17 protein-coding genes are annotated in these 19,766 nt (G+C 63.3%); 12 read left to right on the top strand and 5 right to left on the bottom strand.

Annotated elements, in window-relative coordinates; genetic code table 11:
- Positions 1-16: 16 nt before the first annotated feature.
- The 7 genes from AC2T3R_RS09930 (at position 17) to AC2T3R_RS09900 (ending at position 7,810) form a co-directional block, all read left to right on the top strand.
- The gene (locus AC2T3R_RS09930; RefSeq protein ID WP_486745015.1) at positions 17-2,275 is read left to right on the top strand and encodes a sigma-54 interaction domain-containing protein; all 2,259 of its coding nucleotides are present in this window, start codon (positions 17-19) and stop codon (positions 2,273-2,275) included.
- A 30-nt stretch (positions 2,276-2,305) separates the two neighbouring features.
- Positions 2,306-3,502, top strand: coding sequence for an S-methyl thiohydantoin desulfurase domain-containing protein (locus AC2T3R_RS09925; protein WP_486745014.1), 1,197 nt, complete (start codon positions 2,306-2,308; stop codon positions 3,500-3,502).
- Complete coding sequence (locus AC2T3R_RS09920) at positions 3,499-4,215, top strand: aspartate/glutamate racemase family protein (RefSeq protein ID WP_486745013.1); 717 nt, start codon at positions 3,499-3,501, stop codon at positions 4,213-4,215. The genes AC2T3R_RS09925 and AC2T3R_RS09920 overlap by 4 nt, the downstream gene beginning before the upstream one ends.
- 180 nt (positions 4,216-4,395) lie before the next feature.
- On the top strand, positions 4,396-5,085 hold the full coding sequence (locus AC2T3R_RS09915) for a hypothetical protein (protein WP_486745012.1): 690 nt from the start codon (positions 4,396-4,398) through the stop codon (positions 5,083-5,085).
- Positions 5,086-5,149: 64 nt separating this feature from the next.
- Positions 5,150-5,587 (top strand): hypothetical protein, encoded by a 438-nt coding sequence (locus AC2T3R_RS09910; RefSeq protein WP_486745011.1) that lies wholly within the window; start codon positions 5,150-5,152, stop codon positions 5,585-5,587.
- Between the two features lie 117 nt (positions 5,588-5,704).
- Positions 5,705-6,982, top strand: a complete 1,278-nt coding sequence (locus AC2T3R_RS09905) for a bifunctional O-acetylhomoserine aminocarboxypropyltransferase/cysteine synthase (protein WP_486745010.1) — start codon at positions 5,705-5,707, stop codon at positions 6,980-6,982.
- A gap of 63 nt (positions 6,983-7,045) precedes the next feature.
- Positions 7,046-7,810, top strand: a complete 765-nt coding sequence (locus tag AC2T3R_RS09900; protein WP_486745009.1) for a hypothetical protein — start codon at positions 7,046-7,048, stop codon at positions 7,808-7,810.
- A 452-nt stretch (positions 7,811-8,262) separates the two neighbouring features.
- Here AC2T3R_RS09900 and AC2T3R_RS09895 read toward each other — a convergent pair whose 3' ends face one another.
- Positions 8,263-8,484, bottom strand: a complete 222-nt coding sequence (locus tag AC2T3R_RS09895) for a hypothetical protein (protein ID WP_486745008.1) — start codon at positions 8,482-8,484, stop codon at positions 8,263-8,265.
- Positions 8,485-8,538: 54 nt separating this feature from the next.
- On the bottom strand, positions 8,539-8,706 hold the full coding sequence (locus AC2T3R_RS09890; protein WP_178080719.1) for a hypothetical protein: 168 nt from the start codon (positions 8,704-8,706) through the stop codon (positions 8,539-8,541).
- A gap of 245 nt (positions 8,707-8,951) precedes the next feature.
- On the opposite strand from AC2T3R_RS09890, the gene AC2T3R_RS09885 reads away from it, so the two are divergent.
- The 5 genes from AC2T3R_RS09885 to AC2T3R_RS09865 all read left to right on the top strand — a co-directional run bounded on the left by AC2T3R_RS09885 (position 8,952) and on the right by AC2T3R_RS09865 (position 15,447).
- Positions 8,952-12,179, top strand: coding sequence for a T6SS effector BTH_I2691 family protein (locus AC2T3R_RS09885; protein WP_486745007.1), 3,228 nt, complete (start codon positions 8,952-8,954; stop codon positions 12,177-12,179).
- Positions 12,176-12,979, top strand: coding sequence for a DUF6708 domain-containing protein (locus tag AC2T3R_RS09880; RefSeq protein ID WP_225903888.1), 804 nt, complete (start codon positions 12,176-12,178; stop codon positions 12,977-12,979). Before AC2T3R_RS09885 ends, AC2T3R_RS09880 begins: the two co-directional genes overlap by 4 nt.
- 164 nt (positions 12,980-13,143) lie before the next feature.
- Positions 13,144-13,944 (top strand): DUF6708 domain-containing protein, encoded by an 801-nt coding sequence (locus AC2T3R_RS09875; protein WP_486745006.1) that lies wholly within the window; start codon positions 13,144-13,146, stop codon positions 13,942-13,944.
- 122 nt (positions 13,945-14,066) lie between these two features.
- A complete protein-coding gene (locus AC2T3R_RS09870) occupies positions 14,067-14,702 on the top strand; it encodes a DUF1326 domain-containing protein (protein WP_486745005.1) in 636 nt (211 codons plus the stop codon).
- Positions 14,683-15,447 carry a DUF2182 domain-containing protein gene (locus AC2T3R_RS09865; RefSeq protein ID WP_486745004.1) on the top strand — a complete coding sequence of 255 codons (765 nt, stop codon included), beginning with the start codon at positions 14,683-14,685 and terminating at the stop codon, positions 15,445-15,447. Before AC2T3R_RS09870 ends, AC2T3R_RS09865 begins: the two co-directional genes overlap by 20 nt.
- Positions 15,448-15,504: 57 nt before the next feature.
- On the opposite strand, the gene AC2T3R_RS09860 is transcribed toward AC2T3R_RS09865, so the two are convergent.
- The 3 genes from AC2T3R_RS09860 to AC2T3R_RS09850 all read right to left on the bottom strand — a co-directional run bounded on the left by AC2T3R_RS09860 (position 15,505) and on the right by AC2T3R_RS09850 (position 19,609).
- On the bottom strand, positions 15,505-17,079 hold the full coding sequence (locus AC2T3R_RS09860; protein WP_486745003.1) for an aldehyde dehydrogenase (NADP(+)): 1,575 nt from the start codon (positions 17,077-17,079) through the stop codon (positions 15,505-15,507).
- Positions 17,080-17,283: 204 nt separating this feature from the next.
- Positions 17,284-18,273: an AraD1 family protein gene (gene araD1 / locus AC2T3R_RS09855; RefSeq protein WP_486745002.1), complete on the bottom strand. Its 990-nt coding sequence runs from the start codon at positions 18,271-18,273 to the stop codon at positions 17,284-17,286.
- A 28-nt stretch (positions 18,274-18,301) separates the two neighbouring features.
- Positions 18,302-19,609, bottom strand: a complete 1,308-nt coding sequence (locus AC2T3R_RS09850; protein ID WP_013972014.1) for an MFS transporter — start codon at positions 19,607-19,609, stop codon at positions 18,302-18,304.
- Between the last annotated feature and the right edge of the window lie 157 nt (positions 19,610-19,766).

The following is a 19,766-nucleotide window of genomic DNA, read 5'->3' as shown; positions in this document are numbered from 1 at the left end:
ACGAGGATGGATTCTCATGGAGCCACTGTGCACCACGCACCCGGGCGACGAGGATGGCGTGCCTGGCCGTTCGCCCGCCATGCAGGCGCTGCAGGCCTTGCTGCGGCGGGTGGCGCAGAGCGACCGGCCGGTACTGATCTTCGGCCCGACGGGAGCCGGCAAGGAAGTCATCGCCCAGCAACTGCACCGCCTGAGCGCGCCGGGCAAACCATTCATCGACCTCAACTGCGGGGCAATACCCGAGCCACTGCTCGAGTCCGAGCTGTTTGGCCATGCCCGCGGCGCGTTCACCGGCGCGGTTGGCGAGCGCATGGGCCACCTGCAGATGGCTGGGGCGGGGACACTGTTCCTCGATGAGATCGGCGAACTGCCCCTGGCCCTACAGCCGAAGCTGCTGCGGGTGCTGGAAACCGGGCAGTACCGGCCGCTTGGTAGCAGCGAAAACCGGCGCTTCCGCGGCAGGGTGGTGGCGGCCACCCACCGTGACCTCAAGCGCCTGGTGGCCGAGGAGCGCTTTCGCGAAGACCTGTACTACCGCTTGTCGGTGTTCGAGCTCGAACTGCCGGGACTGAACGAGCGCCGTGAGGACATCCCGGACCTGATCGAGCATTTTTGCCGCCAGCAACGGCGACCGCTGCGCTTCGATGCAGCAGCGCTGGAGCTGCTGTGCCAACGAGACTGGCCTGGCAATGTGCGCGAACTGCGCAATTCGATCGATCGCATCGGCACCCTGGCCCCGTCACCACTGGTCGATCGGGAAACCCTCGAGCAATTGCTGGTACCGCCCTCGCCCGCCTCGGCGCCTGCCGTAGAGCTGGCCGAAGCGCTGCTCGGGCTTGAGGGGCCGGACAAACTGGCAGCGGTGGAGACACTGCTGATAGAGCATGCGCTGAACCGCTGCAACGGCAACAAGAGTGCTGCGGCGCAGCTGTTGGGGGTCAACCGCAAGGTGATCGAGCGGCGGGTCCGGTTGCGCCAGGACTTGCGCCTGACCGTGGAGCGCTACCTGGCCGAAGGCCGCAAGCTGATCGACGGGGCCGACTTCCGCGGCGCCCTGGGCCCTTTGCAGAAAGGCCTGGAAGTGGCCGAGCGGGTCTACGAGGGCAAAGACCTGTGGCGTTTGCAATTTGAGTTGCACCGGTTACTGGGAGTTAGCTTTCGCAGTATCGAGGGCTGGTTGAGCATCACCAGCCTGGCCAGCTACCGGGACGCCCAGGCCTTGGCCGCGCGTCAAGGCCAGGCGCAAGAGATGGCGTCGGTGTCGTTCGGGCTGTGGACCACCCTGTTGATGGGCCTGGAACTGGCAGAGGCCCGCGCTACGGCACAACAGATGCTGCAGCAGGCGCAGATAGCCGGTGGCGAGGCACTGCGCATCGAGGCCCACCTGGCCATGGCCAATACCCTGTTCTGGCTCGGCGATTTCGAGGAAAGCCTGGCCTGCCTGACGCGCGGCAGGCTGCTGGAGGACGACCAGGCCAGTTGGCCATCGAACCAAGGGCTGGACCTGGTGGGCCTTGCCCGCACTTTCGAAGGCCTGGCCGCCTTCGAGCTGGGCCTGTTCAGCCAGGCGCGCCAGGCGCTGGCCCGCTTGCAGTCCCGCGCCGAGCAGGCGGTCGACAACCCCTTCAACCGCGCGGTCGCCCTGCAGGGCGCGGCCTGGCTCGCTGCAGTGCTGGGCGAGCGCGATGCACTCGGGCGCCTGGCCCGCGAGCTGGAACTGCTCAGTGCGCGCCACGAGTTCTCCTTCTACCGGGGCGTGGGCATGATCCTGCGCGGCTATCACCAGGGCCTATCGGGTGAGTACGAAGCCGGTGAACAGGCCATTGCCGAAGGCTACCAGCAGCATGTGCTGCGTAACGGGGGCCTGTTGTTCCACGGCTTCCAGGCCTGGAAGCGCGGCGAAGTGCTGTTGCTGGGCGGGCGCGCAGAGGCCTGCCTGGAACTGGTGGATGTCGCCCTGGACCTGGCCCAGGACCATCAGGAGCGTGCCTACCTGTGCGAACTGATGTTGTTACGCGGCCGGGCGCTGCTGGCGCTTGGCGACGACCGCGAAGCCGAGGCGACCCTGCGCGTCGCCTTGTCCACCGCGCTGACCCTCGGCGTGGTGCCGGCGCGGCTGCATGCCGCCTTGGAATTGGCCCGGTTGCTCGAACGCAGCGAACGTGGCGCCCAGGTGCAGTCGATCCTGATGCGTGCGCTTCGCGGCCTCGACCCGCAACTGGACTACCCGCCCGCCAGCAACGTGCGTAGCTGGCTGGCACGTTTGTCGAGCTGACCCCCTCAACCGGAAAGCAGGAGCACGATCATGGCGTTCGAGCTGGAGCACAAGGATCTGCAAGCGTTGATCAACGGTGGTTGTTTCTTTGGCAGTGGTGGTGGCGGCACCTTGGCGTCGGCCCGGCACTTGCTGGCCGCGTTCAATATCGGGGAATTCTACCCGCGCGACCGCGTCAGGGTGGTCACGGTGGATGAGGCCCGTGCCGGCGACGCCGCGGTAGTGGCGTACATGGGTGCACCGGAAACGATCGGGCGTTGCCAGTACCCCCTCGGGCCGATCCAGGCACTGGAATGCTTGCGCCAGCGCTTGAATGAACAGGGCCGCGAGCTTGCCTATGTCGTGCCGCCGGAAAGCGGCGCGCTGGGCTTTCTGGTTGCGTGCCTGGCCGCCGCCAAGCTGGGCCTGGCGGTGGTCGATGCGGACGGCGCCGGGCGCGCGGTGCCCTCATTGCCGATGCTCACCTTCGCTGCTGCTGGTATACCGCCGCGGCCGGCGTTCGTGGTCAGCCAGGGCGGACTGGTGGTGGAGCTGAATGTGACGCCGCCGGCCAAGGCCCAGGGGTACGCTGAAAACGCCAATGTGATCGCCGAGCAAATGTTGCGCCCTGTGGTCGGCTCGCCGGCGTTCGGTGAGTTCGGTGGCCTGGCGCTATGGTGCATGAGCCCCGACCAGCTGCCTTCCGCGCTGCCGATGCGCGGCACCCTCAGCCGCGCCCTGGCGCTGGGCAGAGCCCTGGCTGCGGGGCAGCTGCACACTTGCCAGGCCGTGCTCGACTGGCTTGGCCAGTTCGGCCTGATGGCTCGGTGCCTGTCTCGCAATGCGCGCCTGACCCATGCTGGCGTGACTACCCAGGGCGGCTTCGACATCGGCCGCATCGACCTCGACAGCCACGAAGGAAGCTTGCGCCTGTGCTACGAGAACGAGTCGCTGTTGCTGTGGGACAAGCACCAGCCGCAACCGCTGGCCATGGCCCCGGACAGCATTGCCTGGTTCTTCGAAGGTGCGGGGCCGGCACTGGCCTCCAACGGCGACCTGGTGCGCGCCGATGGCTCGCTGGACCCGAGCTATGCCGGGCGCCCTGCCTGCCTGATCGGCTGGCAGGCGGCGGCGCCGCTACGCCAGCCCGGTGGGTTGATCGCGTGGAGCTTCGAGCAGTTGCTGGCAGACCTGGGCTACATGGGCGCCTACCGAAGCATCGAGCAACTGCAGGAGCTACGACCATGAGCCTGCGCATTGCGGTTCTCGCGCCGGTCAACTGCAGCGATTACAACGAGGGCCTGCTGGCCTCGATAGCCCCAGTGGTGCCCCCGGATGTCGAGGTCCAGGTGTACAACATCGATCAGGGCAGCCCGTGTATCCAGAACCGGCTGAATCTCGCCGAGAACGCCCTGGCAGTGGTGCGCCTGGCCCAGCACCTTGAGCAGCAGGGGTTCGACGGCATCTGGCTGAGCGATTTCGACATGTGCGGCGTGGAGCCTGCCCGCGAAGTGATCGATATCCCGATCATTGGCGGCTTCCCCACCTCCGCGTTCAGTGCCCTGGGGTTGTGTCAGCGGTTTTCCATCATCACCATCCTGCAGAGCACCCTGGCCCTGCAACGCGGCCATGTGGCCAATTACGGCCAGAGCATCAATTTTGTCTCCATCCGTTCCATCGACTGCCCGGTGGCCCAGCTGGGTAATGTCGAGGTGGTACTGGTCAAGGCATTGCAAGCCGGGCTGGCGGCCATCAAAGAGGACGGCGCGCAGGCACTGTTGCTTGGCTGTACCGGCTTCATGGGTGTCGCCGAGCGCTTGTCGAAGCTCATCGAGCAGGACCTTGGCTGCTACGTACCGGTGCTGGACCCCAACCAGTGCGGGTTCGGCTTCCTGCTGTCGCTGGTGCGGATGAAGGTGCGTCCGAGCCGTTTGTGCTACGCCAGGGCGCCCCTTGGTTGAGGTGGTCGGATGCGTCCGCCGCGAGCACCCCGAGGTGGACGAAAACGTCCACCCGCCCCCTTGTTTTTCAACCTAACTGGTTGGAAAACAAGCGATCAGCAGCTTGGCATGATCGATGCTCCTGTCACTGGGCCGAGCGCGTGACCCCATGCCCTCGGCCCACATGACAAGGAGAGCATCATGAGCACTGACTACTATGTCGACTTCGATAACCAGACCAACGATACCTGGACCCTCGCGGTCTACCAGACCTTGCCAAGCTCGGTAGGGCTCGACAGCGTGTCGTGGAAGCAGACCACCGTGCCCACCCAGGGCTACAGCGGGGTGGAGTGGACCATCGACTACAACGTGGTGATTGCCAACTATCGGCAGGTCGGTGGCGTCGGGGTGTACAAGGCCAGCCAGACGCTGTCGACGCAGCTCGGATCGGTCTGGGACTGTGTGTTCAAGGACAACGTCCAGCAACTGGTGCTGGGTAGCGGCTCCGCGCCCGGAGACAGCATCCAGATCAACAACAAATCGAACTTGCCTGCCAACCTGGGTATCGGCATGAGCGGGCAGGGTTCGGTGTTCAAGCCGGATGTGGTCGGTGGCGGACAGGCCCAGTTCAAGGTGACGCCCACGTACTACCTGGGGCTGTTCCAGAAGGTACAGCTGGGTGAAGTCATCAGCAGCAACGTTGTAGTCGGGCCAATGCAGATCCAGTTCCCCAGTGGCATGAACTGCGCAACGGCTACTGCGCGCATGGATGGCGCCAATATCAAACTGACGCTCACCTACACCCAGGTGACCAAGGTCTCCTACGAGGCAACCCAACGGTTGATCGCTGCTCGCCAGGAACGCCTTGGCAGGGTTCTCGAACACGCCTGAGCCTGCGGCCGGCGCGCAGCAACGCGCCGGCCTGGCTATCGCCGGATTCGGCAAGGAGCTGAAAATGAACAAACCCATAGACATCGCCACCATCGACGCCGGCCCGCTGGCGTTTCTCGCCGAGCCCAATGTGACTGGCGCCCAGTTGCTGAACTTCGTCCATACCGTGGATCGACAACTCGAAAGCGTCACCAAGGGCCTGGTCGAACAGTTGAAGAAGGGCAACATCAACGCCCGCATGGAGCAGCAGGGCCGTGACTACCTGATCATCCAAGAGGGCCTGCGCCCGGCGTCGCAGTTGCAGCACCGCAGCGAGGAGACCGATCCCGCACCACAACCCTCACGCATCCGCATCTTCGTCCGCAGCAGCGACGCACCGCCCACCATCAATGCGATGCGACTGTTCTTCCGTGACTGGCGCGCAGTAGCAGGCCTGATCGCGGTAGGCGGCGCTTGGTATGCAGGCCAGTGGGTGATGCACGTGCGCCGACAGGACGAGTAGCAGCGCCCGTGGATGCGATGGGCTGCTGCCGGGCAGCCCATCGCCAGTTCACGCTTGACCCACACCCTCCACCCACCACATGCTCGATCGCTCCACCCACGCTCAAGGAACGATTGCATGAAGCTGGAAACCCTCGCTATCCACGCAGGCTTCAGCCCCGACCCGACCACCCGGGCAGTGGCCGTACCGATCTACCAGACCACCTCCTTCGCCTTCGACGACACCCAGCACGGCGCCGACCTGTTCGACCTGAAGGTGGCCGGCAACATCTACTCGCGCATCATGAACCCCACCAACGACGTGCTCGAGCAGCGCATGGCCGCCCTGGAGGGCGGGGTTGGCGCGCTGGCGGTGGCCTCGGGCATGGCGGCCATCACCTATGCCATCCAGACCGTCGCCGAGGCCGGCGACAACATTGTCTCGGTGGCCAAGCTGTACGGCGGCACCTACAACCTGCTGGCCCACACCCTGCCGCGCATGGGCATCCATACCCGCTTCGCCGCCCATGACGACATCGCCGCCCTCGAAGCGCTGATCGATTCGCGCACCAAGGCGGTGTTCTGCGAGTCCATCGGCAACCCTGCCGGCAATATCGTCGACATCGCCGCGCTGGCCGAGGCCGCCCACCGCCATGGTGTGCCGCTGATCGTCGACAACACCGTGGCCACCCCGGTGCTGTGCCGGCCGTTCGAGCACGGTGCCGATATCGTCGTGCACTCGCTGACCAAGTACATCGGCGGCCATGGCACCAGCATCGGCGGCATCGTCATCGACTCCGGCAAGTTCCCATGGGCGGACAACAAGGAGCGCTTCGCCCTGCTCAACACCCCCGACCCGTCCTACCATGGCGTCACCTACACCGAGGCCTTCGGCGCCGCCGCCTTCATCGGCCGCTGCCGCGTGGTGCCGTTGCGCAACACCGGTGCCGCGCTGTCGCCGTTCAATGCCTTCCTGATCCTGCAAGGCCTGGAAACCTTGGCCCTGCGCATGGAGCGCCACACCGAGAACGCGCTGAAGGTCGCCCGCTACCTGCAAGCGCACGAGCAGGTGGCGTGGGTGAAATATGCAGGGCTGCCCGACCACCCCGAGCATGAACTGGCCCGGCGCTACACCGGCGGCAAGCCGGCGTCGATCCTGTCGTTCGGCATCAAGGGCGGCCAGGCGGCCGGCGCGCGCTTCATCGATGCATTGCAGCTGGTGGTGCGCCTGGTGAACATCGGCGACGCCAAGTCGCTGGCCTGCCACCCCGCCTCCACCACCCACCGCCAGCTCAATGACGAGGAACTGGAAAAGGCCGGCGTGCCACGGGACATGGTGCGCCTGTCGATCGGCATCGAGCACAGCGACGACATCATCGCCGACCTGGCCCAGGCGCTGGAGGCCAGCCGCAGCTGATTCATCTGCGCCCTACCAATATCGACGGCGGGCGCACCTTTCGCACATATGGATAGACCTGCGATGACCCTGTTCTACCTCAAGCTGATCGTCACCCCGCTCCTGATGTGGGCCATCTCTCTCGCCTCGCGTCGCTGGGGCGGCCTGCTCGGTGGGTTGCTGTCCGGCCTTCCGATCACTTCGGCCTTGGTAATGACCTTCCTGTGCCTGGAACAGGGCACGGCCTTTGCCTTGGGTGCGGTGCCCGGCGCGCTGGGCGGCCTGGCGGCGGTGCAGGCCACGTACACCTTCTACCTGCTCGCCACACGCAGGCTCGGCATCGGCTGGGCCGTATTGCTGGCGATGCTTTGCTATGGCGTCGCGGCCTACGCGTTTACCCACGGGGGCAACCTGTACCTGTCGATTGCCGTGGCGCTGGTGCTGATCGGCGTGCTGATACGCGCCAGCGGCCGCGAGCCCAGGCCGGACACTCTGGTCCGGCCCCGGCATCGATTTTGGGAAATCCCTCTGCGCATGGTGTCTGCCACTTCGTTGCTGATGGTCATCACAAGCCTGGCCAACTGGCTGGGCCCGACGGCCAGCGGCATGCTGGCGCCGATCCCGGTGATTGCCTGGCCGCTGGTGGTGTTCGCCCATGTGCAGAATGGCCGTGCCGGAATGGCGGCGATGGTGCGGGGCAATGCGATCGGGGCGGTGGGGGTGATCGCGTTTTATCTGGTGTTGGCAGGGCTGCTCGATGCCTGGGGTGTCGCAATTGCCATCAGCCTGGCCATGCTTTGTGCCGTGATCCTGACCGTGGGGCTGGCGGCTGCGTTGCGACGGGGGTGATACGCCAGCGCGCATGCCAGGGCTGCGTCGATTGGGGCTGCTGCGCAGCCCATCGCAGGCAAGCCAGCTCCTACAGGATCACTACAGCCTTCAAGGCAGATGCAGTACCTGTGGGAGCGGGCGTGCCCGCGAACACCGGCGTAGCCGGTGCCATGCACCGCGTTGGATTCTTCGCGGGCACGCCCGCTCCCACAGGATTACCACAACCTTCAAGGCAGCCGCAGTACCTGTGGGAGCGGGTTCACCCGCGAACACCGGCGCAGCCGGTGCCAGCCACCGCGCTGGATTCTTCGCGGGCACGCCCGCTCCCACAGGATCACCACAGCCTTCAAGGCAGCCACAGTACCTGTGGGAGCGGGCATGCCCGCGAACACCGGCGCAGCCGGTGCCATGCACCGCGTTGGATTCATCGCGGGTAAACCCGCTCCCACAGGGCTCTGCCCTATCAATGGTCATTCCCTGCGCTGATCCAGGTCCACCGCAGGCTGCTCCACGCTCTGCCTGCCGTCATCAGCCAAGCTGTCTTCCTCCTGCCAATCACCACCCTCTTCTTCGTTCATGAGCGGGTCGTCGTCAGGGTCGGGTATGGTCGGGCGGTCGGGGTCAACGGCCGGGTCAGGTGAAGTGGGCAGGTCCGGGTTCGTGCCGCCTTGGGCATTCGGATCGGGGCTCATCGCTGCATACCTCGCAAGAAAGGTGTGAACCGCATTCGTTCCGGCCAAATCCCGTCAGCGAGGCTGCGGGTGCTCGGCAGAAACCGAATTGTTGGCCTGCACGTCCTCCATCTCCTCCTCGATCGGGCCTTCGTCATCCGAAGGTAGCGGGACCTCTCCGTCACCGCTGCCGGGCTGGGATTCGGTTTGCTCGAGGCCGGGGTCTTTCTGATCGTTTGCCATGGAAGTTCTCCTGGGTTTGCGCATTGATCGCGCATACAGATCGGACGGAAAACGGCCAGCAGCAGTGCCTTGGGCTCGACAGGTGGCGCAAAAGGCCGGGGTACCGATCATGGCCCCATATAGAGCTAAACCATTATTCAGAGACGTTTCCTACAAGGTTTTGGGAAGCCCAAAGCCTCTCTGGAAAGCGATTCCCCGTTAGTGTTCAGGGGTCGACAAGGACCTGTCCAACACGAGGATCGCTCATGACCATCAGCCAACGTATTGCCCTCGCGATCGCCGAAGCCGGGCTGCCGCACGACCAGTGCATGTTCTGCGAGCGCCAGGGCCTGCCGATCCTGCCGCTGCGCCGCGCCCTGGTGCCCGATACCCGCCCCGAGTGTGTCTCCACCGTGGCGGATAACCGGCATATCTCGACAAAGATCGGCTTGCGCACCTTGCGCAGGGGCTTCCTGTATGTGCTGCTCGACCAGCAGGTCTGGCATGCCTATGCCGTCAGCGAGCAAGGTCATCTGCGCCGCTTCAACCCCTACGAGCCGCCAGAAGGCCCGCCTTCGCCGCTGCCCGAAAAATGCGTGAACGCAGATCACGACATTCCTTCGGCCTTTCTCAACCTCGATACCGGCAGGTACACCAGCGCCTGGCTGGCCTTCTCCAGCGATCCTTGGCCGGTGAGCGTGCTGAACGCCTACAAGAGGGGGGAGGCGCCCGCCCACCGCTTCGAAGGTCTAGACCTGATCCAGGCCCGCAACAATCCCGAACTGCTGGGCATCGCCATGACGCCCGATAAGCTTGGGGTCGACCAGCAGGTGTTCGAGTACGCCCAGCATGGCTGTGCCCCCTTCGACAGTGCGCATGGCTTCCACAGCCGCTGGTTGCGCCGGTTCGCCCTGCGAGGGTATCTGGTCAATGCGATCAACCGGCACAAGCTGGAAAACGGCGTGCTGGCAGTGGTGCTCGACGACACCGTCGGGCTGATTCAGGAGTACAACCATCAGCGGCTGAACTGGGTACTGAAGCGTCAGGCCTGGCGTGAAGAACCGATGCGCGCCTATCAGCTGCAGACCTCGCAGATCCTGCAGATCATTCGCGCCACGCACAGGGAATGGGCGGCGCAGAAGGTGCCGTCGCTGGAACCGATGACGGGTGATGGGCCGCCGGTGTTCACCGACCCGGCAGTCGAGCGGCAGCTGTTGGTCGAGCGTGCGCAGCAGGAGAGTGACGAGCGGCTTGAAGAGCGCTACCACGAACCGCAGCGGGCCGCGTTCCAGGCTGACTATGAGCAGCAGGAACGTGAGTTTCAGCGTTACATCGACAAGGACGCGCAGGCGTACGTTGCCTTGTTCGATACGCCCATGTTCAAGGTGGCCGAGGCGTACGACTACGACGGTAATGATCGTGAGTCCGGGGTGGCCTACGCCAAGACCATGGCCCTGTGCCTGGGCGGTGGGGTTACGGAAGCTGTCGTCCCCCGCCTTGAACCGCATGTTCCCGCTTCCGGCACCAGCGAACTGCTCTGGCTGAAATGGCTGCAGGACCCTGACAGCCCGCCCTACCGTGCCTTGCTGATGCGCGACCAGGCACTGCTGGCCGGGCTGCTGCCCAGTTTCTCCGCCACAGAAGCGATCAGCTGGAACGACAGCGACAAGCTTTACGGCATGCTGAGCAAGATCATCGCCAGCGATGACGCCGGCTTGCGCATGCGCAATACCCTCAAGCAGGCCATTGCTGAAACGCAGAGCGCACTCAATGCGGCCAGTCAGCGGCTGGCGCCATGTTTGTCACCTGGTATTCAGAAGGCTGTGCGGCATTTGAACAGTGCCACGCAGTTTCTCTACAACGGCGTCCACCTGATCGAGCTGGAAGTGAAGATGAAGCTGGGCGAGTACTACGCCTTGCAGAGCGCCCACCTCCGGGAGTTGCAGCATAAGGCCAACGCGTCGATCGCCGAGGCGCGGGACCGGATGCGCCGCAATATCGATGACTTCGAGTTTGGCTCGATGAAGGCCATGCGCAAGGTGCGGCCGATCATCCAGCACGGGCTGATGAGCCTGGCCGTGCTCGACCCGCGGTTCACCAATACGATGATCAGCGTGACGGTGTGGGTCGAGGGCAAGGCCGAGGAAGTGCATGGCCGGTTGTTCAAGGAGACCAGCATGGGGGTAACCCAGGCGAGCAGCGCGGCACAGCTTGCCTTGGTGGATATCTCGGTGGCAGCGGGGACGTTGGAAACCGATGCGCGCAGGTTGTTGCAGGGGATGAAGATCACGACGCAGCAGGCGGCCCGATTGGTTAGAACCGGTTTTTCCGGGTTGCGCGGGATTGCTGGCAGCTGGGAGGTTCTGCTGGCGACAGGCGGGTTGTATCTGCAGCAGGACAGCCTGGGCAGGAATCAGGAAAAGGCGGAAACGGAGATTGGGCCGAAGGCGCATGAGGCCAAGTTGGCGTTGCAAGGATCGTACTTGGGAGTGTTGGGAGGGAGTATCGAGCTAATTGGGCTCTTGTTGAGCTCAAGTGCTAAGCATACTGGAAAATCGTGGGCTAGGGGCGCCTCAGAAACTGGAGTATCGCTGATAAAAATCGGTGCGATGATAGGTGCAATAACCGGGGTTTTGGATACGGTACAAGCATTTTCTGCTGCTAAACGTACACGAGCAGCTGGGGACAACCTAGCAGCGAGGAATTATTTTGGTGCAGGTCTTGTGTACGTCTCTTCAACTGGCATGTTTGTCTACGCAATATTCAAACCCGTCCTGTTAGGGCCTTTAGGTCTGGCTATCGTACTGGCTCTCATCGCTTACGCATTTGCCAAGTCAGCTGAAGAAAGCGAATCTAATGCATTAGAGCGCTGGGTACGACGCTGCTGCTTTGGAACTAACGATGAAAATCCGGTCGTGTCTTGGAAGACACCTGAATATGCAGACATAGCGTTTGCAGAGCTGAATGCCGCCACGCTCGGCGTATATACGGCGGTTCATTTCGAATCCAAGCGTTTAAGCGACCCGACCACTTCTAAGATTGGTGGATTGCTTAGCTTGGAATTAGAGCAAAAATTAAAATTCCAAATCATATTGCCCAAATACCGTGGTGAGCATTCGGCCTATCGTTTGACGCTTGTGGTACATCGTCATGGTGACGGAACCTTCCCCGACTTCAGTGGCGGAGAGGCTGTCGTTCTTGATGAGTACCAACCTGTTCGAGCCGAGGCGCTTACCAAAGCGGCAACATTCCATGACTTTTTTCAGCCGAGGTTGCCCGATTATAAGAGTGATATTTTAGTTAAAAAAATACGACGGTCGCCTAGCCGAAATGAGCCGCATATGTCTTGGCTAGAAATTACGGGCACTGTGAATCTGATGGCTACGATTGGGCCGCATACTATTAGAGCCGCGACACTGCTGATAAGTTATTGGCCGGATAGAAGGCTGCCAGACGCATATGTTGAGGTCTGCATTAAGGAAGCTAATGAATGAAGATCAAGCCCAGAATCCTTTCGGAGCGAGCTCTGTGTTGGAGTCATGATCTGCCTGGTGTCAGTTCGGATGAAGTTCCGCGTTTAAGCTTTGAAGATATAGATCCGCCACCAAACTACTGTGATGATGTGTTCCTGGAGCTTCCCCGATCTACTGTCAGTTTGCGTGGTGTCACAGTGCTGATAGGGGGACCAATTCTGGTTTTTTCTGTGGGCGCATTAATCTACATGCATTGGAGGTTTTTTGGTATCTACTGGTCGAATAATTGGGGCATTGACATCCTCTCATCGTTAGCGATCTTGATTGGCATGTGGGCTACTGCGACATATGTAAAAATGGACCTATTGCTCCCACGGGACGAACCCATTCGCTTCAATCGCCTACGACGCAAAATCTATCTCTATCAATTCAGATTTCACTACATCTATCTGTTCAGTCATAAACACTGGGGCGTCAAACCGGTCGCCTACAACTGGGACGACGTAACCGCCGAAGTCTACCGAGTCTACGCCCCCGGCCACGGCGGCCTGATCGAGAACGTCATGCTGTCGGTACGCAACCCGGAAACCAACGAAGTTATCGACCGCGTGTTCTTCACTCACGACCTCTACCACGGCGAAGCCTACTGGGCCATCGCCCGGCTATTCATGCAGCAAGGCCCCGAAGCCCTGCCGGAGTTCGTGCACCCACCCCGTGACTGGAACGACGACGATGGCCTGAGCCACATGCATTGCCTGGCACCCAAGGTTCATTGGCCGGAGGATATTGACCGCGAATCCCGTACTGCCCCATCTGAATGAGAGGGCCGATGCTCCTGGGCCTAGAGGGTATAGGCTGCCATAGGTTGCGGCAGCCTCACTGTTCCCGCAAGGCCCCTGCACAGCTAGGCCCTACGGCAAGCTGCTACACGCTCTGCCTAGATGCCAAGTGGGTACATTGAGATTTGTGCCAGGGAGATTAGCGAGTGAAGCGTGATGATAAAGTTTTGTGCGAGCGCGCTTTAGGCTGGAGCCATGACCTTCCCACGGTGCATGAAGTTCCAAAGTGGCGGGAAGTGTGGACGAGTGTCAAGCCGTCGCCCAACTACCTCGATGATGTTTATCTCGAGTTACCTCGGAGTAGCATTATCCTCCGAGGTGTCATATTTTTAGTTGGGATTCCGGGGTTGATTTTTATTCTGGGATTGACGCTTTGCCTCTACTGGGGTCTTTTGCATGACGGTTGGCAGCGCGATTGGCTAATAAACATATCAATAATTTTTCCTCCGGCAATACTATGGGCTTTGATTCCCTATGTCAGACTTGATCTGGTTACGCCTAGAGATGAGCCAATTCGCTTCAATCGACTCCGCCAAAAGATATACATTTATGAGTTTCGATATGACCGTATCTTCATCTTCAGTCGCAAACGCTGGGGCGTCAAACCGGTCGCCTACAACTGGGACGATGTAACCGCCGAAGTCTACCGAGTCTACGCCCCCGGCCACGGTGGCCTGATCGAAAACGTCATGCTGTCGGTCCGCAACCCGGAAACCAACGAAGTTATCGACCGTGTGTTCTTCACCTATGACCTGTACCAAGGCGAAGCCTACTGGGCTATCGCCCGACTATTCATGCAGCAAGGCCCCGAAGCCCTGCCGAAGTTCGTACATCCACCCCGTGACTGGAACGATGACGATGGCCTGAGCCACATGCATTGCCTGGCACCCAAGGTTCATTGGCCGGAGGACATTGACCGTGAATCCCGCACTGCCCCATCTGACTGAGAAGGCCGATGCTTTGAAGCAGTGGTTTTATATGGCCCGCGTCAGATGCCGAATCTATCTAAATATGGCGGCATGATCCGGAACTAAACTAACAAGTGGCACTTGTTTGCGAGGATAGGATCATGGCCTATGTCGATTGGCGATTGCGCGGCGCAGGGGTCGACCTTTGCAACTGCGATTATGGCTGCCCCTGCCAGTTCAATGCCTTGCCCACCCATGGCACTTGCGAAGCGGCAGTGGGCTATCACATCGAGGAGGGGTACTTCGACGAGGTGTCGCTGGCCGGCTTGAATGTGGCCTGCACCTTCGCCTGGCCTGGGCCCATCCACGAAGGCGGTGGGCAATGCCAGGCCTTTATTGATGAACGCGCCAGTGATGCCCAGCGCCAGGCATTGCTGACCATTCTCAGCGGCCAGGAGCAGGAACCCACGGCCTTCTTCGCCATTTTTGCCAGCACGGTGCAGACCATGCACGCACCGCAGTTCGTGCCGGTTGAGGTGCACACCGACCGCGCCGCACTGACCGCCAGCATCCACGTGCCCGGGGTGCTGGATGGCCGGGCCGAGCCGATCCGCAACCCCGTGGACGGATCGGTGCACCGGGCCAGGCTGGTACTGCCAGAGGGCTTCGAGTTCGGCGAGACGGATTGCGCCAGCGCCACCTTCAACTGCTCCGGGGCGGTGAAGCTGGACTATGCCGGGCGCAACGCCATGCTCTACGACCTGGATATGGGGCCAAATGGCATCATCCGCAGCTAGTCGCTGGCCAGCCCCGGGCGCGCTGCTGACCGGCGCGCTGGTGCTGATGATCAGCGCGCTGGGTTGGTGGTGGCACGTCAAGCAGGCAACGACCATGGCGGCGATGGGCGAGATGCAGATGCCACCCACCGCCTGGTGGTCGCGCCAGGGCGCGCTGACCCTGCTGATGTGGTTGGCGATGATGCAGGCGATGATGCTGCCGGCCGCCCTGCCGGTGTTCCTGCTTTACCGACGCTGCCTGGTGCGCGACAGCGCCGGCCCATTCAAGCTGCTGCTGTTCTGCGCGGCCTATGCGCTGCTCTGGTGTGGCTTCGCCCTGCTGATGACCCTGCTGCAAGCCCTTGGCGAATGGCTTGGCTGGCTCGATCCCATGACCCTGCGCCTGCCACCGCTCATGGGTGCGCTACTGCTTCTGCTGGCCGGTGGCTACCAGATGAGCCAGGGCAAGGCCGCTTGCCTGGAGCATTGCCAGAGCCCGCTGTTCTTTCTTCAGCACCATGTACGCCCGGGCCTTGGCGGCGCCTGGAGGCTGGGGTTGCAGCATGGCCTGTACTGCATCGGTTGCTGCTGGGCGCTGATGCTGGTGCTGCTGGTGGTTGGCGCCATGAGCCTGTGGGGCATGGCCGCGCTGGCGATGCTGGTTCTGGCGGAGAAAGTGTTGCGGTTGGGCGCGGCCTGGCGCCGCTACAGTGGCGCCCTGCTTATCGCTGGTGGACTGCTGCTGGCGTTCTGGCCGCATATCTGACAACCCGCCCGGGCCTACCCGGGCGGGTGCAGCGGTACCACGCCGAAGCCATTGGCGTCAGGCCAGCGCCTCGCGGCTATGCTGGCCGTCGACCAGGCGTTGCAGGCCCAGCGGGTTGGCGTTTTTCAGGGCGTCGGGCAGCAGCGCATCCGGGTAGTCCTGGTAGCACACCGGCCGCAGGAAGCGGTCGATGGCCAAGGTGCCGACCGAGGTCCCACGGGCATCGGACGTGGCCGGGTATGGCCCGCCATGCACCATGGCATCGCACACTTCGACACCGGTCGGGTAACCATTGACCAGCAGGCGCCCGGCCTTGCGCTGCAGCAGCGGCACCAGCGCGGCGAAGCGCTGCAGGTCTTGTGGCTCGGCAATCAGCGTCGCCGTCAGCTGCCCGTGCAAGGCTTGCAGCGCGCGGCGCAGTTCGGCTTCGTCGGCCACCGCCACGGCCACCGTGGCCGGCCCGAACACCTCCTCCTGAAGCAACGCATCACCGTCAAGCAGCAGGCTCACATCCGCCTGGAACAGCTGCGCCTGCGCCTGGTCGCCAGCCTGGTCGGCGCCGGCCAGATGACGCACGCCCGGGTGCTGGTGCAGGCGTTGCACGCCCTGGGCATAGCTGCGCAATGTACCGGCATTGAGCATGGTCTGCCCGGGCTGGTCGGCCAGCTGCGCACCAAGGGCCGCCAGGAAGTTGCTGAACGCCTCGCCGGCAATACCGATGACCAGCCCGGGGTTGGTGCAGAACTGCCCGCAGCCCAGCACCACCGAACCGGCCAGCTCCCTGGCCACCTGCTCGCCCCTGGCCTGCAAGGCCTCAGGCAAGACCAGCACCGGGTTGATGCTGCTCATTTCGGCGAACACCGGAATCGGCTGCGGGCGCGCTGCAGCCAGCTCGCACAGCGCACGGCCGCCCTTGAGCGAACCGGTGAAGCCCACGGCCTGGATCGCCGGGTGGCGCACCAGCGCTTCGCCGACACCGGCACCGTAGATCATGTTGAACACGCCCGCGGGCATGCCGGTGGCTACTACCGCCCGCTCGATGGCCTCGGCGACCCGTTCGGCAGTGGCCATGTGGCCGCTGTGCGCCTTCACCACCACCGGGCAACCAGCGGCCAACGCTGCGGCGGTATCCCCCCCAGCAGTGGAGAAGGCCAGCGGGAAGTTGCTGGCGCCGAACACGGCTACCGGGCCGACGCCGGTGCGGTACTGGCGCAGGTCAGGGCGCGGCAGCGGCTGACGCTGGGGTTGGGCGCGGTCGATGCGCGCACCCAGGTAGTCGCCACGACGAAGCACCGAGGCGAACAAGCGCATCTGGTTGCTGGTACGCGCGCGTTCGCCCTGGATGCGCCCGGCCGGCAGTGCGGTTTCGCGGCACACGGTGGCGACAAAACTGTCGTCCAGCGCATCCAGCTGGTCGGCAATGGCATCAAGGAACTGCGCACGGCGCTGCGGCGCCAGGGCGTTGTATTCGGCGAAGGCCGCTTCGGCAGCCTGGGCGGCGGCGTCCACTTCCTCCGGGGTGGCTTGGGCAAAGGCCTGCGGAAGGGCTTCGCCGGTGCGCGCGTCGAGGCTTTGCAGGCGCACGCTGCCGGTGGCGCTGCGCTGGCCGCCAATGAAATTGCTTCCGGTCATGGTTGAATCCTGTAATGAGAAAGAAGGTTCAGATGCTCGTGTCAGGCAGTTAGCGGAAAGGGGGCTGCTGCGCAGCCCATCGCAGGCAAGCCAGCTCCCACAGGGACCGCGCAGTTCTGGGAGCTTGCGCCGTATTTGTGGGAGCGGGCGAGCCCGCGAAGGGGCGCAGAGCGGCCCCGATTCAGCAACTGGCTGGCAGCGGGCTCAAAGGCTTCTGACCACCCCGGGGCGAACCTGCCCGGGCGCGGCGGCAATGCCGTTGCGCAGCGGCTGGCCGAACGCGTCGAGGCTGACTTCGAAGGTGTCGCCCGGGCGCGCCTGGATGCCGTCGGCGAACGACAGCGTGGCAGTGCCGAAGTAATGCACGTGGATATCGCCGGGGCGCAGGAACTGGGTGTACTTGAAGTGGTGGAATTCCAGGTTCTCGAAGCTGTGGCACATGTTCTGCTCGCCCGAGAGGAACGGCTTGCGCCACAGCTCCTGGCCGTCGCGCAGGATGCGGCTGGTGCCTTCCAGGTGGGCCGGCAGCGCACCCAGGCGCAGCTCTGGGCCGAAGCTGCAGGCGCGCAGTTTGGAATGGGCCAGGTACAGGTAGTTGCGCCGCTCCATCACATGGTCGGAAAACTCGTTGCCCAACGCATAGCCAAGGCGGTAAGGCGTGCCGTCGGCACCGATCAGGTACAGCCCGACCAGCTCTGGCTCCTCGCCGGCATCCTCGGCGAACGCCGGCAGCGGCAGGTCGGCGCCAGGGCGCACGACGATGCCACCGTCGCCCTTGTAGAACCACTCCGGCTGCGCGCCCTCCTCGCCTGCCGGCGGCCGACCGCCATCGAGGCCCCACTGGAACATGCGCATGCTGTCGGTCACCGCGCCTTCGGCCTGCTGCTGATGCATCTTGTCGCGGGTTGCGGCGCTGCCCAGGTGGGTCAGCCCGGTGCCGGTGACCAGGCAGTGCGCCGGGTCCGGGTGGTCCAGTGGTGGCAACACGCGGCCTTCGGCCAGCAGGGCCAGGTAGTCGTGGCGCTCGCCCAGGCCGGCAGCCTGCACTTCAGCGGCCAGGTCACGGCCGGCGGCAATGGCTTGCAGGGCCAGCTGGCGGGTGCTGCCAGCGCCCTGCACCTGCAGGGCGTAATCGCCTTCCACCACGCCCACGCAGCGCTCGCCGGTGGCGGTTTCAAATTGGATCAATCGCATGTTTGTGCTCGCTTCTCGGTTGCGAAAATTAGCGGGAGGCTTCGGCTGCCCGCGAGGAAGCCAGGCGCTGGCGGCGCTCCAGGCGGTTGTAGACAACCCCGGTGAGCAACAGCCCGAACAGCATCACCACGGCCAGGAAATACAGCCCCGACGAAAGTTGCCCGGTGTGCTCCTTGAGCGCGCCGATACCGAACGGGCCCAGGTAACCGCCGAGGTTGCCGATCGAGTTGATCAAGGCGATGCCGGCTGCAGCGCTGGCCCCGGAGAAGAACCGGCCCGGCAAGGTCCAGAAGATGGCGGTGCAGGAGAACAACGCGAATGCCACCAGGCACAGCGCTGCCAGCTGCATGACCGGCACGCTAAGCCAGGCACTGAAGAACAGGCCGATCGCACCCAGGGCATACAGCAGGCCGAGGTGGCCATAGCGGTCGTTCAGGCGGTCGGAGCTGCGCGGCACGATCAGCAGGCCGATGATGCCGAACAGGTAAGGCACGGCCGAAACGAAACCGGTGACCAGGTCACTGCCGCCAAACTGGTGGATCAGCGTGGGCAGCCAAAGACCCAGGCCGTAAATGCTCAGGGTCACCGGCAGGTAGAACAGCGCCAGCAACAGCACCCGGCTGTCCTTCAGGGCATGCAACGGATTGCCATGGCGGGTCTGGCCGAACTCGCGCAGGTCGTTGGCCAGTTGTTCCTGCAGCCAGCTGCGCTGTTCGTCGCTGAGCCAGCGCACCTTGGCCGGGCTGTCTGGCAGCAGGCGCAGGGTCGGCCAGGCCAGCAGCACCGCGGGGGTACCGATGCAGATGAACAGCCATTGCCAGCCATGCAGGCCGTAGATGCCATCGAGCCCCAGCAGCGCGCCCGAGAGCGGCCCGGTGATCAGCATTGCCAGCGGCTGGGAGAGGATGAAGAAGCCGAGGATCTTGCCGCGATGGCGCACCGGGTACCACTGGGTGATGTAGTACAGCACGCCCGGAAAGAAGCCCGCCTCGGCCGCCCCCAGCAGAAAGCGCATCACGTAGAAACCGTTGGGCCCGGTAACGAAGGCCATGCCGACGGTGATCGCGCCCCAGGTGACCAGGATGCGGGCGAACCAGCGGCGCGCGCCAAAGCGGTCGAGCAACAGGTTGCTCGGCACCTCGAACAGGAAGTAACCAATGAAGAAGAGCCCGGCACCAAGGCCGTAGGCCGCGTCACCCAGGCCGATGTCGGCGCCCATGTGCAGCTTGGCGAAGCCCACCGCGGAACGGTCGACATAGGCCACCAGGTAAAGCAGTACCAGAAAAGGGATGAGTTTCAGTGTGATCAGGCGGACTAACCGCTGCTCCTGAATCATGGCGATGTCTCCAATTGTTCTTGTAATGGGTACAGCACCTGGCCGGGGACTTTTTGGCAGACCTCTGACCTGGGTGAATGATCTTATAGTATTACTAATTGAGCCAACAAGCCTTCACAGAGACCATTTTTATCAGTACAGTCGATCGCACAACGAC

The organism is Pseudomonas sp. PVC-5-1 (genome assembly GCF_057444345.1).
This window is presented reverse-complemented; position numbering and strand designations above follow the sequence as displayed.